The following is a 15,778-nucleotide window of genomic DNA, read 5'->3' as shown; positions in this document are numbered from 1 at the left end:
CGACAAAAGTTCATATAATGAGTTCATAAGAACCTTTAAAATGTTCTTAAAAACAAATCTATCATTCTGAATTTACTAGAAAGATAGATTTCACATATATCTATATAAAAGGAGAATGGATATAATATGTTGAAAAAACTTGTAGCAGTAATGACAGCATTTATGGTTATCTTTGGGGCTAGCAGCTTTATGTTCGTAGATCATGCAGCAGCGAAAAGTTACAAATCTGGTAAAAAATCATTTACACCAAGTTCAGGTCAAAAGTCAAAAGTTGATTTAAACAAAAAAGACTCAAATGTAAATTCTCAAAAAACGACTCCAGATTCAAAAACGAAAGCAACAAACACAGCACCAAAAAGTAATAAAGGAAGCTTTATGAAAGGTTTATTACTAGGTGGTCTTGGTGGTTTACTAATGGGTAGCTTATTTGCAAATATGGGAGCTCTTGGTTCTGTATTAGCGTTTATGGTAAATATGTTAGTAATGGCTGGTATCGTAATGTTAGCAGTTCGTGCATTTAAATACTTCAAAGACCAACGTAAGAAGAAGGCAGATGAAGTAGCATGGAAACAATAAAAATTTCTGAACAAGAATTAATAAATGCGCTTTGCGTATATATAGCTGAAAAAAGACAAGTGGGTCCAGAAGAAGTGTTAGTTGAACTCATGTATGACGATGACTACGGTTTCTCTGCGGAAGTAGAGGTAAATGGTCGCCAGCAAATTTTAATTCAAGCAAACTTAATCGAAGCATTACGCTTATTGCTTGACAGAGAATATAATGTCAATTCATTCGCAGCGAGATTACAACTTGAATTAGATGATGAAGAAGGTATTTACGCATTAGCGAAATTTAATAACTTGGATGAGTAGAGAAAAGAGCTGTTGAGAATAATCTCAGCAGCTCTTTTTAGTATGTGCATATGTAGAAGAATAATCACGCCAAATTTCATTCATCTTTCGTCTACCGATATCTACCATCGGATTAAACTGAATTGCAGCTTTTTGACGAACAGAGTGAACGTTTTGAATGGCGTGATATAATTGTTGGTCGACTATATCATGTTTTTCACCTGCGTATTTAGCAATTGATAGACCTGCAACTGTTCCTTGCGCCATCGCAATTTTTCCGCTTTCAATGCCTGTAATATTGCCAGCTACAAATAAACCAGGAAGAGGGGTTTCCATTGTTTCGGAATGGAGAGGAACATGTCCGCCTAATTCTGAAATGTAATGGAAGGGACAACCAGCTACAGCTGCAAGTTCGGCAAGTGGATATAATCCCCCGGCAATACAAACAAAATCTGCTTCATATATTTTCTCTGATCCATTAATAACATTTCCTTTAGAGTCAATATTAGCAATACGTACACCTTCAACTTGATCTGTTCCGATAATTTCAAGAGCTGCTTTCCGAAGGTGAAGTGGCGTTCTGTTTATTTTCATTCCGCTGTTTGGATAGAATGTTAATCCAGCTTTTCGAATCCAATCATATTTCATAAAGTGGCTACCTATTCGTAAAATAGCAGAAGGAGCGAGATGTGCTGCATTTAAAAGAGAGTTTAAAACTTCTTCAGGTTCACCAGCTTTTTGACTTAACTCGCTTTTTTCAGGGAGTACAATATGATCTACTTTAATTCCCGCTAATTGCAATTCACTTAAAATGGCGAAAGACAAAATGTTAGCACCAATAATGATTCCTTTTTTTCCAACTTGCACGCGATGAACATTTGTCATAACTTGAGCTGCTCCAATTGACATCACTCCTGGAAGTGTCCAGCCTGGAAGGGGAATAGAATATTCCGCAGCACCAGTAGCAAGTAGTACGAACGGTGCTTCTAACGTACCGATATTAGTATGTACAAACCAATTGTTTTCATCTTTATCTAAATTATAGACCGAAACACCGCACCTAATATGTACTGAAAGTGATTCTGCTTCTTCATGAAGTCGCTTCGATTCTTCTATTCCGTTCCACCATTCTCCAGTAGGCTCTTGATGCAACTGTCCTAACAATCTCCCGCCCGGCTTCATAAATTCATCAATAACGAGCACTTTTAGTCCGAAACGAGCACAAGAGATAGAAGCAGATAATCCCGCTGGTCCTGCACCAATGATAATTACATCACTCATCGTTTTTTCACCATCTCTCTCACGATATTTGGATGCTGTTTCCCGCTTTCAACAACCATGTTTTCTTCTACAACAGTTAAGCATGCGCGTACATTTGTTTGATTATTTACTGTCACGCGGCATTCAGAACAGTGCCCGATATTACAATAAATACCTCGCGGTGTCCCGCTATCTTCATGAACTCTTAATGTCCGTATTTCATTTGCTAACAGGGCAGCAGCTATCGTTTCATGTTCATATGCTTCGTATTGATGACCGTTAAATTGAAAAGTAATACGCTCACTACTTTGTAAAGTACCTAAAATAGGGTGATGTGTAATTCTACTCATTTACTTTCACCTACCGATCCAAAAGTAACTGCACGTATTGGTGGTTGATATTTTAACGGTAGTTCATTAAGAGTTACGTCAGGATTCGCATTTTCAATCATTCGATCTATCATTATTCTGCATGTGCGACCACCGCAAAATCCCATGCCAGCACGTGTTCTTAGTTTTAATTCTCTTGCCGAGCAGTTATATTCAGCAATTGTCGATTGAAGTTGTCCGTATGTAACCTCTTCACAACGACAAACGATTAAGTTGTTTTTATTGGTCATGTGTATTCCTCCTCTAGTTCGGTTTGCACAAATTATATATGCAAAAATCATGCCAATATAGAGGAGGGAGAGAGAGAGCTACCTGTAAACGCCTAATCGGTGCATACTGCTTCTTTATTGAAGTCCAAGTTTTTTTAAACGGTTATATAAAGTAGCCCTTGTTACGCCAAGTTGTTTTGCACATTCTAATTTATTCCCATTTAAAATTCGTAAAGCCCTTTCAATAACTTTTTTCTCATGCTCATCCATCTCTTCTTGTAAAGAAAGGATTGTATTATTGTTGCTGAGTAATAGGGAATGAGCTGTATGGTTGTCTAAAGTTTCAGTCGTATGAAATGGTAAATATTCTTGTTTTATAATTCCGTCTGTTGCGAATACCACAAGTCGTTCAACAACGTTTCGAAGTTCGCGAATATTACCTGGCCAATTGTAATGAAGCAGTTCATGCATAATGCTTGAAGGTAGGTCACGAATTGGTCGGTTATAGTTGATCGAAAAATCGTTTAAGAATGAGTATGTGAGTTCGATAATATCCTCTCGTCTTTCACGCAGCGGTGGAATATGCAGGCTAACTACATTTAAACGATAATATAAATCTTCTCGGAAAGTTCCTTTTCTCATTTCTTCTTGTAAATCCCGATTTGTAGCAGCGATAATGCGGAAATCAATATTAATTTCTTTTTCTCCGCCAACTCGGTAATACTTTCGTTCTTGTAGTACACGTAACAGTTTTACTTGCATATCGAGCGGCATTTCGCCAATCTCATCGAGGAATAAAGTACCGCCTTGTGCGAGTTCAATTTTACCTTTTTTCCCTTTACTATTAGCTCCAGAAAACGCCCCACGCTCGTAACCGAATAATTCACTTTCAAATAACGCTTCTGGAATTGCCCCGCAGTTAATCGAAATAAAAGGCGCCTTCGCTGCTTCACTTGCTTCATGAATTGCTTTCGCAAATACTTCTTTTCCAACTCCGCTTTCCCCAAGTATTAAAACAGTTGATTTCACCGAACAAACTTTTCTAGCTAATTGTATCGTTCTTTGTATAACAGGACTTTTTCCATTCATCGCAAGGAAAGGATCAGATTCATCTTTATACTTTGCCACTTCTTGTTCTAAACGGTGCATTTCATGTGACATATTAAATAGTTTTTCATTTAAAGCGACTTGATTTGTAACATCTGTTTCTGAAACGACTGCTCCTATAATTTCATCATTACAATAAACTGGATTTGAATTAATTAATACGAATAAATCGGGACGAGGCTGATGGAACTGAGCGACTATGCTTTTTCCATCATGTAAAGATTGTAAAATTTCCAAGTCTTTATAATCAAAAAAACGAGTAATCGGTTGCCCAATAATTTCATTATGGTTGACTGAAAATATTTTTTCAGCACCATCTGTCCAAGTTCGAACGCATTCTTTACTATCAATGACTGTAACAGAAGAGTCAGTTGTTAGTATTACGGTGTCATAAAATGCCTGTAGTTCATTGTAGGACTTATAAAGAAATGGAATCATTTGCTGAGAAGTTATACAGCATTTCGGCTCATCGTTTTCGTTAAGGATGATAACAGCTAATTCATAAGAAAAAGCGTCAATTAGTGCAGTGAATGAGTCATCTACATAAATAATGGCGCAATTATATTCTTCTGTAGTAGAAGGGAGATAATAAAACCTTTCGTTTACTTGCTTAATGTGATTAAGGCTACATGTATGATCGATTAAAATACTTTCCAAAAACTCTTGTATAGTCGGAAATGAAAATGCCATAATATCCTCCCGTTATGTATAAAAATTTTGACAGTGATAAAAAAATAATACACCTATTTACTATAAATTTGAATTATTTTTACAAATAAAAATATTGTTTATGGAAATTGTATATGTGCAGAATTGGCACGTCAATTGCATAAAAGAAAGTGAGAGGTTTAGGGAAAGGAGGAGTATATTGTGAGGCACTGCGACGTTTTAATTATAGGTGGTGGAATAATAGGGTGTTCTATCGCTTATTACACTTCAAAATACGGAAGAGACGTAACAATCATTGAAAAAGGAGAATTTGTCAGCGGGACGTCTTCACGGTGTGATGGGAATATTTTGGCCATTGATAAAGACCCAGGGTTTGATAGTCAAATGTCTTTAGTAAGTCAAAAATTAGTAACTGATTTAAGTGAAGAATTAGAGCATTCATTTGAATATAGGGCACCAGGAAGTATTCTCGTATGTGAGTCAGACGAAGAGATGGAGGCTGCACAGCAATGGGTAAATCGGCAAAAAAAAGCTGGATTACCGTTTCGAATGCTTGATAGGCAAGATATAAGAGAAGAGTCGCCTTTTTTTGCTGATGATTTATTAGGCGGTTTAGAATGTGCGACGGATTCAACTGTGAATCCATATCTCCTTGCTTTCTCGCTTCTGTCAGAGGCACAAAAGTTTGGCGCAAAAGCCTTTAAGCAGACCGAAGTAAAGAGTATGAAAATAGAGACGAATGGTTCATTTGTTGTAGAAACTACGAATGGTACTTTTACAGCAAAACAAGTTGTAAATGCAGCCGGTGTGTGGGCTCCTAAGATTGGTCAGATGTTAAATGTAAATATACCAATTGAACCGAGAAAAGGGCATATTATAGTAGCATCAAGGCAACAACATGTAGGATGCCGTAAAGTAATGGAATTCGGTTATTTAATTTCTAAATTTGGCGGAAAAAGAAAAGTAGATGCTTTAACTGAAAAATACGGGGTTGCGCTCGTATTTGAGCCTACTGAAAGTCAAAATTTCTTAATTGGAAGTAGTCGTGAATTTGTAGGGTTTCATACGAGAATAAACAATGAAGTCATTAAATGTATCGCAAATAGAGCGATTCGCTTTTATCCGAAAATGGCAGATATGATGGTAATTCGTTCTTACGCTGGTTTACGTCCGTGGACAGAAGATCATTTACCGATTATTTCACGAGTGGAACATATTCCGAATTATTTCATTGCCGCTGGACATGAAGGGGATGGGATTAGTCTTGCAGCAGTTACTGGGAAAGTAATTGAAGAGTTATTAAATGAAAAAGAGACAATTATTCCTATTGAACCACTTCGTTTGAGTCGTTTTACAGAAAGGGTGTTAAACGGATGAGGTCACAAAGAGTCTTTACGACTATTGATACACATACGGGCGGGAATCCAACGAGGACATTAATTAGCGGACTTCCAAAGTTGATTGGAGAGACGATGGCAGAGAAGATGTTACATATGAAAAAGGAATATGATTGGATTCGAAAATTGTTAATGAATGAACCGCGTGGTCATGATGTAATGTCAGGGGCATTATTAACAGACCCATGTCATCCTGAGGCTGATATAGGTGTTATATACATAGAGACAGGTGGATACTTACCGATGTGCGGTCACGATACAATCGGTGTATGTACAGCGTTAGTTGAATCAGGTTTAATTCCAGTAGTTGAACCGATTACTTCTTTAAAACTAGATACCCCGGCTGGCTTAGTGGAAGTAGATATTGCTGTTCAAGATGGAAAAGCAAAAGAGGTATCTTTCTGTAACATACCAGCTTTTTTATTGAAAAATATTACTGTACACGTCAAAGACATTGGAACTGTAGAGGCTGATATTGCGTATGGAGGGAATTTTTATGCCATTATTGATGCGAAGTCAGTAGGCCTAGAATTAGTACCAGAAAATGCATCTACAATCATCGATAAGGCGATTCATATAAGAAACACAATTAATGAGAAGTTTGAAATCATTCATCCAAAGTATTCGTTTATTAGAGGATTAACACATGTTGAATTTTATACAGATGCTACTCATGAATGTGCGCATGTGAAAAATACAGTTGTTGTACCACCAGGCGGAATAGATCGATCCCCATGCGGTACAGGAACATCTGCGAAGCTAGCTGTATTATACGCTCAGAAAGAAATCAAAATTGGTGAAGAGTTCATTCATGAGAGTATCGTTGGTTCTTTATTTAAAGGATATGTCGTGAATACGACACATGTTGAAAATATTGAAGCTGTCATAACGAAAATTACGGGATCAGCTTGGCTTATGGGTATGCATAAATTTTTTTACAATGAAATGGATCCACTCAAAGAAGGATTTTTGCTAATTCCGCCGATGGAACATGAAACGGAGGATATAAAATGAACATTCAAAAAATGTATACAGCAGTAGACGTACATGTAAATGGCGAGGCATTTCGTGTAATGAAAGACGTACCATGCAAATACTACTACAGTTTGGAGCAATTAAATGAACAATTTTCAGGTGAATTAGCAGAAGAGATGAAGCTTTTATTAAATGAACCACGTGGTTTTATCGGTTTGAATGGGTGTATTGTCGTTCCATCTATCCATAATGAAGTGGATGCAGCTGTATTATTTTTTAATCATGAAGGTTCGATTCCGCTTCATTATGGGGGCATTGTTGCGGTAATAACGATGTTACTCGAAAGTGGGTATTTAAAAAAGAGAGAGTCCAATCAATACAAAATTGAAACGTTATCTGGAATATTTTTAGTTCATGCGTATGTAGAGAATGATGAAGTTATATCTGTTTCGTTTGAAAGCAAACTTTGCTATTTGATTGAGGAAAATTTACAGGTTGGTAATGTAAGTTATTCTCTCATACAAGCAGATAAAGTATATGCAGTTGTAGAAAAAGGTGCGTATTCGCCAGAAATTCGTGTTGAAAACATTTCAGAATTGAAAAGATGGGGAGAAGCTACACTGCAGGCTATACAAAAACAGTCGCTAATAAAAAGGCTTATTTTAGTAGATCCTTCGCAAAAAGAAAAGAACCATATAAAGTCGATTACATTTCATGAAGATAACTTTATCGTACGTTCGCCAGGTTTTGTTTCTACTATCGTTTCCTATGTTCATGCATTATTTAAAAATGATTATATGGCGGATAAACCTTTTAAAAATGAAAGTATATTTAATAGTTTTATAACTGTGGAAAAAGTGAAGAAGGAGGAACTAGGATACATTTTCCGTTTTGAAAGTAGAGGATTTATTACAGGGATGCAGACGTTTCTATTAGACCCTACGGATCCGTTTCCGGCAGGATTCTTATTAAAATAAAATGTGATAGGGAGAGATAAATATGCAAAAAATTAAAGGGGCATTTCCAGTATTAATAACACCGATGGATGAATTTCAGGAAATTAATTGGGATGGGGTAAAACAAAATGTAAATTACTTTATCGAACAAAAGGTTGCAGGTATTATCATTAATGGAAGTACAGGAGAGTTTGTAAGTTTATCAAAAGAAGAACGATTTAAAATGGTAGAAACTGTGTTGAAAGAAATTGATGGCCGTATTCCAGTCATTGTTGGAACTGCAGCAGAGACCACAAAAGAAACAATTGAATATACGAAACATGCAGAAGCGCACGGAGCGGATTGTGCATTAATTATAAACTCTTACTATTGTAAACCGAAGGAAGAGGAGATTTATTTTCATTTTAAAGAAATCTCAAACTCTGTAAATATACCAATTATGCTATACAATAACCCATTTACTTCTGGTGTCGATATGAGTACAGAGCTAATGCTCCGTATTGGAAAAGAGTGTGAAAATGTTACACATATTAAAGAATCTAGCGGAGATATTCGAAAAGCGAGAGATTTAGTAAGACAAAGTGAAGGGGCTTTCCAAGTCTTCTGTGGTTCTGAAGATTTAGTTATGGAATCATATTTAGTTGGTGCTTCGGGATGGGTTTCAGTAGCAGGAAATATCGTTCCCGGTCTCGTTACAAAAATGTATGAGCATTTTCAAAATGGTGAATTAGAAAAGGCGTGGGAAATAAACGATGCTATTTTACCACTTTGCGAGTTTCTTGAAGGATCAGGGAAATATGTTCAAATCGTTAAACGTTCCATGGAATTACATGGGCAAGCGGGAGGACCTTCTCGCTATCCAAGACTAGGATTAACTGTTGACGAAGATCAAAAGCTTCAAACGATTTTATCAAATATTGCAGCTCATGCAGCTGTTTAAATAAGGAGGAGAACATAATGTTAAAGACAAATATTGAGCTGAAACCAAAAGTGGAAGCGTTTTTAAATGAAGAAATTAAAATGTTTATTAATGGCGAATTTGTTTCTGCTATTGGCGGAAAGACGTTTGAAACATACAATCCAGCAACAGAAGATGTTCTAGCAGTCGTATGTGAAGCGCAAGAAGAGGATATTGATGCTGCAGTAAAAGCAGCAAGATCTGCATTTAAATCTGGTCCGTGGGCAGAAATGACTACTGCTGAAAGAGCGCATCTTATTTATAAATTAGCAGATTTAATTGAAGAACATAGAGAAGAATTAGCGCAACTAGAAGCTTTAGATAATGGAAAGCCATATCAAGTAGCACTTGATGATGATATTTCAGCGACTGTAGAAAATTATCGTTATTACGCAGGATGGGCTACAAAAATTATTGGGCAAACAATCCCAATTTCAAAAGATTACTTAAATTACACGAGACATGAACCTGTAGGTGTTGTAGGTCAGATTATTCCGTGGAACTTTCCGCTCGTTATGTCTTCTTGGAAAATGGGAGCTGCACTGGCGACAGGTTGTACGATCGTATTAAAACCAGCAGAGCAAACACCTTTATCCTTACTATATACAGCAAAACTCTTTAAAGAGGCTGGATTTCCAAACGGTGTTGTAAACTTTGTACCAGGCTTTGGTCCTGAAGCAGGAGCAGCAATTGTAAATCATCATGACATTGATAAAGTTGCTTTTACAGGATCTACTGTTACAGGAAAGTATATTATGCGTCAGTCTGCAGAAATGATTAAGCATGTAACGTTAGAGCTTGGCGGCAAATCACCAAATATCATTTTCGAAGATGCGGACTTGGAAGAAGCAATTAATGGTGCATTCCAAGGTATTATGTATAATCACGGTCAAAATTGTAGCGCAGGATCACGTGTATTTGTTCATCGTAAACATTATGAAACTGTAGTAGATGCACTTGTGAAAATGGCGAACAACGTAAAACTTGGAGCAGGTATGGAGAAAGGAACGGAAATGGGTCCACTCGTATCCAAGAAACAACAAGAGCGTGTGTTAAATTACATTGACCAAGGGAAGAAAGAAGGTGCTACAGTTGCGGCTGGTGGCGAACGTGCGCTTGAAAAAGGTTATTTCGTTAAGCCAACTGTATTCACAGACGTTACAGACGATATGACAATCGTTAAGGAAGAAATATTTGGACCAGTTGTTGTTGTACTTCCATTTGATTCGACAGAAGAAGTAATTGAACGAGCGAACAACTCATCCTATGGCCTTGCTGCGGGTGTATGGACGCAAAATATCAAAACGGGTCATCAAGTGGCAAATAAATTAAAAGCAGGAACGGTGTGGATTAATGATTATAACTTAGAAAATGCAGCTGCACCATTTGGTGGATACAAACAATCTGGTATTGGCCGCGAATTAGGTTCATATGCGCTTGATAATTATACAGAAGTGAAAAGTGTTTGGGTAAATATAAAGTAATAGGGTGTTTTACTGACAAAAATTGAGGGATGAAATAATGAAAGATGCGGACAACTAGAAAGTTTGATAATAGTTGTCCGTTTTCTTATATACAAAATTGCTTTTCCAAAGAATGATAAGGGGGATTTGGATGGAGAATTTAGTAGAATGGTTAGTAGGGCAAGTGTGGAGTATCGGTTTAGTTGTTTTTGCATTAGGGGCAGGCGTATATTTCACGATTGCAACACGTTTTTTGCAAATTCGTTATTTTAAAGAGATGATTAAACTATTATTTGAAGGAAAGAGTTCCGAGACGGGAATATCATCTTTTCAGGCATTTTGTTTAGCCTTATCAGGAAGAGTTGGAATTGGTAATATCGCAGGGGTAGCGACAGCGATCGCTTTCGGCGGGCCTGGAGCTGTATTTTGGATGTGGGTAATGGCTTTGTTAGGGGCAGCGAGTGCGTTTGTTGAATCAACATTATCTCAAGTATACAAAAGTAAAGTAGGGAATGAATATCGCGGCGGTACTCCATATTTCATTGAGAAAGGTTTAAAAATGAAATGGTTTGCAGTCATTGTAGCGGTAGTTGTAACACTTTCATATGGCATGTTATTACCAGGTATTCAATCTAGTAGTATCGCAGTTGGATTCGAAAACTCTAATGGTATTAACAAATATATAACTGGTATATTTTTAGTCGTGTTACTAGCAGCAATTATTTTTGGTGGTGTAAAGAGAATTGCTGGCGTTTCTCAAATGCTTGTTCCATTTATGGCAATTGGTTATGTAATTGTTACATGTATCATATTAATTGCGAATGTAACGGAGATTCCAAGTATGTTTGCTTTAATTTTCTCTAGCGCATTTGGTGTAAATGAAATGTTTGGTGGAATTGTTGGTGCAGCTATTGCATGGGGTGTAAAACGCGCTGTATTTTCAAACGTTGCTGGTGTCGGAGAAGCGACGTATAGTTCGGCTGCTGCTGAAGTATCGCATCCTGCAAAACAAGGATTAGTTCAAGCGTTTTCCGTATATATCGATACAATTGTCGTATGTACAGCGACAGCTCTTATGATATTAATTACAGGTATGTATAATGTTATACCTGAAGGGAAAAGCGCTATTGTAAAAAACATAGGAAATGTGGAAGCAGGTCCAATTTATACGCAACAAGCAGTTGAAACTGTGATGACAGGGTTTGGTCCAATATTTATTTCAATTGCAATTTTCTTTTTTGCATTTACAACGTTACTCGCTTATTACTATATCGCTGAAACGACACTTACTTATTTAGATCGTCAATTGAAGTATGGCTGGTTAAAACCAGTTTTAAAATTTGGATTTTTAATTATGGTTTACATCGGTAGTGTTGAATCAGCGTCGCTTTTATGGAATCTCGGAGATTTAGGAATCGGTAGTATGGCATGGTTAAACTTAATCGCGATTCTATTATTAAGTAAAATCGCATTAAAAGTGTTAAAAGACTATGAAACGCAGAAAAAAGAAGGGAAAGATCCAGTATTTAATCCTAAAAATGTGGGGATTGAAGGATTAACATTTTGGGAAGAAAGAAGTAAAGAGGTTGAAAGAAAAAGTTCTAGAGAAAAAGTTATTGTAGATGATAATTTAAAATTATAACGTAAATTAACTGAAAATTCTTAATTTAAAAGAAGGTATATTGCCTCCATTTCATCGCATACTACAATAGGTATGGATAATATGACTGGAGGGAATAAGATGGAACATGAGCAACATAGTTCGATAAATGATATTCTACATCATTATAAAGAAGGTATAGGTAGTTTTACAAATCAAATTCCTGAAATCGCTGAGACATATAATGCGTTCACGCAAGCTTGTTTTCAAGAGGGTGCTTTAACAAAAAGAGAAAAACAACTTATTGCATTAGGAATTAGTTTAGCAACGCAAGATGAGTATTGTACAATTTATCATACAAAAGGTTGTCTTGATCAAGGATGTTCGGATAAAGAGATTTTGGAAGCATGTGGTGTTTCAGCAGCATTTGCTGGCGGAGCTGCGATGAGTCAAGCGGTAACTTTAGTGCAAGAGTGTTTAACAGAACTGAAAAATCAAAAGCATTGAATAAAAAACGTTTTAAACTTTATGTTTAAAACGTTTTTTATGTGAAATTAAATTTGAGTATAAAAATTATCTAGGATGGGTTCAATTTTTATCGTTTTCAATTTGTATTCAATTTAATATTCTATATCTTCATAAATAGATTTCCCTACATCAGGAAGAATTGTGTATATACTCTTACCGATTAAAGCTTCTAATTCTTTCTTAATCGCATAAAACCCTTTCCAATGTAAAGATGTATGAGATGTTGTACCATGACGCAAACCAACGGAAATTAATCTTCTTTCCAGCGTAGTAAAGCCATCTGCGTCAGCAAGAGCGTCACAAAGAGTAATTACTTTATTATATAAGTCGTAGTTACTATGTTCATTCAATATTGCAACTAACCGGCTTTTCATATGGTCAGGAACGAGACTCCATTCCGCTGCGATATCTATATGTTCATTTTTACAGGGAAATGAGTGTGTCACACAAATAATGGCGTTTCCTGTATATCCTAAATCATTCATATACATATAACCATCATAGGAATGAATGACCGATTTGGTAAAACCTTTGTATCTTCCGATATCATGCAAAAGGGCAGCGTTATATGCTATGTCAGCATCTAGCTTGTACCCTTTTTTTATAAGTTCTATAATTATGTTTTCAGTTGCATGAGCAACATGTAGTGAATGTTCAAACCAAGGGCCCGGGTTTTGTTCATATGCCCATTCGAGTAATTCTTTTGCGTACGTTCTATCTAATATATATTTCATATCGTTATCCTTTCAAAAAAAATCATATCTTAATATAAATTCATCTTATTATTTCATTATTCCTTCTTTAAAAATTGTTACAATGAAACAAAAGGGGGAAAAGTAATGCGAAATTTAGTAATTGAAGAAATTAAGAAACTAGAAAATGATATGGAAGAACTTTCGAAACTTTTGAAAATGGTTGTAAATGATGGGGCATCAATTGGTTTTTTGCCTCCACTGGAACAAAAAGACGCAACAAAGTATTGGCAAACAGTATTAGCGCCAGAAGTGATATTGTATGTGGCTAAAATAAACAACGAAGTAGCAGGGAGTATTCAATTACAATTAGTTACAAAGCCTAACGGAATTCATAGAGCCGAGATTTGTAAATTAATGACTCATCCAAACTTTAGACGTAACGGTATTGGACGATCGCTTATGCAAAAAGCAGAGGAACGAGCAAAGCAAGAAAACAGGTCTCTTTTAGTATTAGATACTAGAGAAGGAGATCCTTCCAATAAATTGTACAAATCACTAGACTACCAAGAAGTTGGAACAATACCAGGGTATGCAATTTCTCCGAATGGAAAGTTAGATGCTACGGTTCTTTATTATAAATGCATATAAATTGTGATTAAAAGGTTATCATACTGAATAATAAGAAACTATTTTAACACCGTCTATATTTTTCTGGCGGTGTTAAAATAGTTAATTATAATCTAATTAACGCACTAAATGAATTTGAGAAAGTTTTTAGAGGGTTCTTTTAGTAATGATTCTCGTCTTATAATAAATGTAGAGAAGATGACTAGGCAACTATAGTTATTTTCGCTTTATTATTGGAAGGGGATGAAAGAATGAAAAAGAATAGTTTACAAAAGATGAAGAAAGTTATTTTAAGTGGTGGCGTATTACTTACGGGATTATTAACATTTGGATTTTCAGAAAAGGCTTCAGCTCATGGATATGTAGAATCACCAGCGAGCCGATCTTATTTATGTAAGCAAGGGGTAAATGTAAATTGTGGACCGATTCAATATGAACCACAAAGTGTAGAAGGGATAGGTGGATTTCCGCAACTCGGACCTTCTGATGGACAAATTGCAGGGGCTGGTCATTTTCCCGCTTTAGATGTTCAAACTGTAGATAGGTGGAAGAAAGTTACGTTAAATGGCGGAACGAATACATTCAAGTGGAAACTAACGGCTCCTCATAGTACAAAAGAGTGGAAATATTATATTACGAAAAAAGGTTGGAATCCAAATAAACCTTTAACGCGATCAGATTTAGATTTAGTGCCATTCTATGTGAAAAATGACGGTGGAGCTAGACCAGGGACAACAGTAACGCACGAAGCAAATGTACCAACTGACCGTAGTGGATACCATCTTATTTTAGCTGTTTGGGAAATTGCAGACACTGGAAATGCGTTTTATCAAGTTATAGATGTAAACCTTGTGAATAATGGCTTAGCTTCAAATTTCGCTTTTAACAACGTAGTGCAAACTCCTACACTATTTTAATTGAAACATATATTTCGATCATCTAATTCATTTTAGATGATTTTTTTTATGAAAATGATGAAAAATATAGAAGAAAGTACAATTATTTATAAAAAAATATGCTTTAAATATTGTCATATTTGCTTCTTTAAGATATCCTTTTCATGAAGAGGTGGAAAACATGGAAAAAGTACTAGTTTTCGGGCATAAAAACCCAGATACAGATGCAATTTGTTCTGCAATTGCTTATGCAGAATTGAAAAAAGAATTAGGAATGAATGCTGAGCCTGTACGTTTAGGCGAAATCAGCGGTGAAACTCAATTTGCGTTAGACTATTTTAAAGTAGAAGGACCGCGTTTTGTTGAGACAGTAGCAAGCGAAGTGGACAACGTTATTTTAGTTGACCATAACGAGCGTCAACAAAGTGCTAACGATATCGAATCAGTTCGTGTGTTAGAAGTTATTGACCATCACCGTATTGCTAACTTTGAAACAAGCGATCCTATATACTATCGTTGTGAGCCAGTTGGATGTACAGCTACAATCTTAAACAAAATGTACAAAGAAAATGGCGTTACAATTCGTAAAGAAGTTGCAGGTTTAATGTTATCTGCAATTATTTCAGATTCTTTACTATTCAAATCTCCAACTTGCACAGAACAAGACGTAGCAGCTGCTCGTGAATTAGCGGAAATCGCTGGTGTAGATGCTGATAGCTACGGCTTAGAAATGTTAAAAGCTGGTGCTGACTTAAGCGGAAAAACAATGGAGCAATTAATCTCTCTTGACGCTAAAGAATTCCAAATGGGTAATGCGAAAGTTGAAATCGCACAAGTAAACGCTGTTGATACAAACGACGTTCTTGTACACCAAGCGGAACTTGAAAAAGTAATCTCTGCAGTAGTAGAAGAGAAAGGTTTAGACCTATTCTTATTCGTTGTAACTGATATCTTAACTAACGATTCTGTCGGTCTTGCGATCGGTAAAGCAGCAAACGTTGTTGAGAAAGCATACAACGTATCACTAGAAAACAACACAGCTACTTTAAAAGGTGTTGTATCTCGTAAAAAACAAATCGTACCAGTATTAACAGAAGCATTCCAAGCTTAATTTTATTGAGTACACATAAACAGCAAGGACAAGTAGTCAGATTGGCTACTTGTCCTTTTTTATCTCTAAAAAACAGAAAATTAAAAA

General features: G+C 36.1%; 17 protein-coding genes. 12 read left to right on the top strand and 5 right to left on the bottom strand.

Going from position 1 to position 15,778, the window contains the following annotated elements; all coding sequences use genetic code 11:
* Positions 1-126 precede the first annotated feature (126 nt).
* Complete coding sequence (locus tag ACO6VI_RS18625; protein ID WP_000914478.1) at positions 127-576, top strand: hypothetical protein; 450 nt, start codon at positions 127-129, stop codon at positions 574-576.
* Positions 564-872 carry a YxcD family protein gene (locus tag ACO6VI_RS18620; RefSeq protein WP_023522202.1) on the top strand — a complete coding sequence of 103 codons (309 nt, stop codon included), beginning with the start codon at positions 564-566 and terminating at the stop codon, positions 870-872. The genes ACO6VI_RS18625 and ACO6VI_RS18620 overlap by 13 nt, the downstream gene beginning before the upstream one ends.
* Positions 873-896: 24 nt before the next feature.
* Here the strand turns inward: ACO6VI_RS18620 and ACO6VI_RS18615 are convergent, their stop codons facing one another.
* From ACO6VI_RS18615 to ACO6VI_RS18600, 4 genes are all read right to left on the bottom strand, one after another.
* Positions 897-2,132 carry an NAD(P)/FAD-dependent oxidoreductase gene (locus ACO6VI_RS18615; RefSeq protein ID WP_063547557.1) on the bottom strand — a complete coding sequence of 412 codons (1,236 nt, stop codon included), beginning with the start codon at positions 2,130-2,132 and terminating at the stop codon, positions 897-899.
* Positions 2,129-2,461, bottom strand: coding sequence for a (2Fe-2S)-binding protein (locus tag ACO6VI_RS18610; RefSeq protein WP_000087063.1), 333 nt, complete (start codon positions 2,459-2,461; stop codon positions 2,129-2,131). Before ACO6VI_RS18610 ends, ACO6VI_RS18615 begins: the two co-directional genes overlap by 4 nt.
* A complete protein-coding gene (locus ACO6VI_RS18605) occupies positions 2,458-2,730 on the bottom strand; it encodes a (2Fe-2S)-binding protein (RefSeq protein WP_000182619.1) in 273 nt (90 codons plus the stop codon). Before ACO6VI_RS18605 ends, ACO6VI_RS18610 begins: the two co-directional genes overlap by 4 nt.
* A 114-nt stretch (positions 2,731-2,844) precedes the next feature.
* The gene (locus ACO6VI_RS18600) at positions 2,845-4,506 is read right to left on the bottom strand and encodes a sigma-54 interaction domain-containing protein (protein ID WP_063547555.1); all 1,662 of its coding nucleotides are present in this window, start codon (positions 4,504-4,506) and stop codon (positions 2,845-2,847) included.
* A gap of 180 nt (positions 4,507-4,686) precedes the next feature.
* On the opposite strand from ACO6VI_RS18600, the gene ACO6VI_RS18595 reads away from it, so the two are divergent.
* The 7 genes from ACO6VI_RS18595 to ACO6VI_RS18565 all read left to right on the top strand — a co-directional run bounded on the left by ACO6VI_RS18595 (position 4,687) and on the right by ACO6VI_RS18565 (position 12,341).
* The gene (locus ACO6VI_RS18595; RefSeq protein ID WP_063547553.1) at positions 4,687-5,862 is read left to right on the top strand and encodes an NAD(P)/FAD-dependent oxidoreductase; all 1,176 of its coding nucleotides are present in this window, start codon (positions 4,687-4,689) and stop codon (positions 5,860-5,862) included.
* Entirely contained in the window at positions 5,859-6,896 is a 1,038-nt protein-coding gene (locus ACO6VI_RS18590; RefSeq protein ID WP_063547551.1) for a proline racemase family protein, read from the top strand. Before ACO6VI_RS18595 ends, ACO6VI_RS18590 begins: the two co-directional genes overlap by 4 nt.
* Positions 6,893-7,834 (top strand): proline racemase family protein, encoded by a 942-nt coding sequence (locus ACO6VI_RS18585; RefSeq protein ID WP_001025560.1) that lies wholly within the window; start codon positions 6,893-6,895, stop codon positions 7,832-7,834. The genes ACO6VI_RS18590 and ACO6VI_RS18585 overlap by 4 nt, the downstream gene beginning before the upstream one ends.
* A 22-nt stretch (positions 7,835-7,856) precedes the next feature.
* On the top strand, positions 7,857-8,753 hold the full coding sequence (gene dapA / locus ACO6VI_RS18580) for a 4-hydroxy-tetrahydrodipicolinate synthase (protein WP_001169449.1): 897 nt from the start codon (positions 7,857-7,859) through the stop codon (positions 8,751-8,753).
* Between the two features lie 17 nt (positions 8,754-8,770).
* On the top strand, positions 8,771-10,255 hold the full coding sequence (locus ACO6VI_RS18575; protein WP_063547549.1) for an aldehyde dehydrogenase family protein: 1,485 nt from the start codon (positions 8,771-8,773) through the stop codon (positions 10,253-10,255).
* Positions 10,256-10,385: 130 nt separating this feature from the next.
* Positions 10,386-11,876, top strand: coding sequence for an alanine/glycine:cation symporter family protein (locus ACO6VI_RS18570; protein WP_006920613.1), 1,491 nt, complete (start codon positions 10,386-10,388; stop codon positions 11,874-11,876).
* A 72-nt stretch (positions 11,877-11,948) separates the two neighbouring features.
* Positions 11,949-12,341, top strand: coding sequence for a carboxymuconolactone decarboxylase family protein (locus tag ACO6VI_RS18565; RefSeq protein ID WP_001999958.1), 393 nt, complete (start codon positions 11,949-11,951; stop codon positions 12,339-12,341).
* Positions 12,342-12,454: 113 nt separating this feature from the next.
* On the opposite strand, the gene ACO6VI_RS18560 is transcribed toward ACO6VI_RS18565, so the two are convergent.
* Positions 12,455-13,096, bottom strand: a complete 642-nt coding sequence (locus tag ACO6VI_RS18560; protein WP_063547547.1) for an HD domain-containing protein — start codon at positions 13,094-13,096, stop codon at positions 12,455-12,457.
* Between the two features lie 105 nt (positions 13,097-13,201).
* Between ACO6VI_RS18560 and ACO6VI_RS18555 the strand changes: the two genes are divergently transcribed.
* The 3 genes from ACO6VI_RS18555 to ppaC all read left to right on the top strand — a co-directional run bounded on the left by ACO6VI_RS18555 (position 13,202) and on the right by ppaC (position 15,691).
* The gene (locus ACO6VI_RS18555; RefSeq protein WP_023522191.1) at positions 13,202-13,705 is read left to right on the top strand and encodes a GNAT family N-acetyltransferase; all 504 of its coding nucleotides are present in this window, start codon (positions 13,202-13,204) and stop codon (positions 13,703-13,705) included.
* 230 nt (positions 13,706-13,935) lie between these two features.
* A complete protein-coding gene (locus tag ACO6VI_RS18550; RefSeq protein ID WP_016081274.1) occupies positions 13,936-14,601 on the top strand; it encodes a lytic polysaccharide monooxygenase in 666 nt (221 codons plus the stop codon).
* A 160-nt stretch (positions 14,602-14,761) separates the two neighbouring features.
* Entirely contained in the window at positions 14,762-15,691 is a 930-nt protein-coding gene (gene ppaC, locus ACO6VI_RS18545; RefSeq protein WP_000416871.1) for a manganese-dependent inorganic pyrophosphatase, read from the top strand.
* Positions 15,692-15,778 lie beyond the last annotated feature (87 nt).

It is taken from the genome of Bacillus sp. PSXD-155 (assembly GCF_049310765.1).
Classification (GTDB): domain Bacteria; phylum Bacillota; class Bacilli; order Bacillales; family Bacillaceae_G; genus Bacillus_A; species Bacillus_A cereus.
The sequence above is the reverse complement of the archived record's forward strand: the minus strand, read 5'-3'. Positions and strand labels throughout refer to the sequence as shown.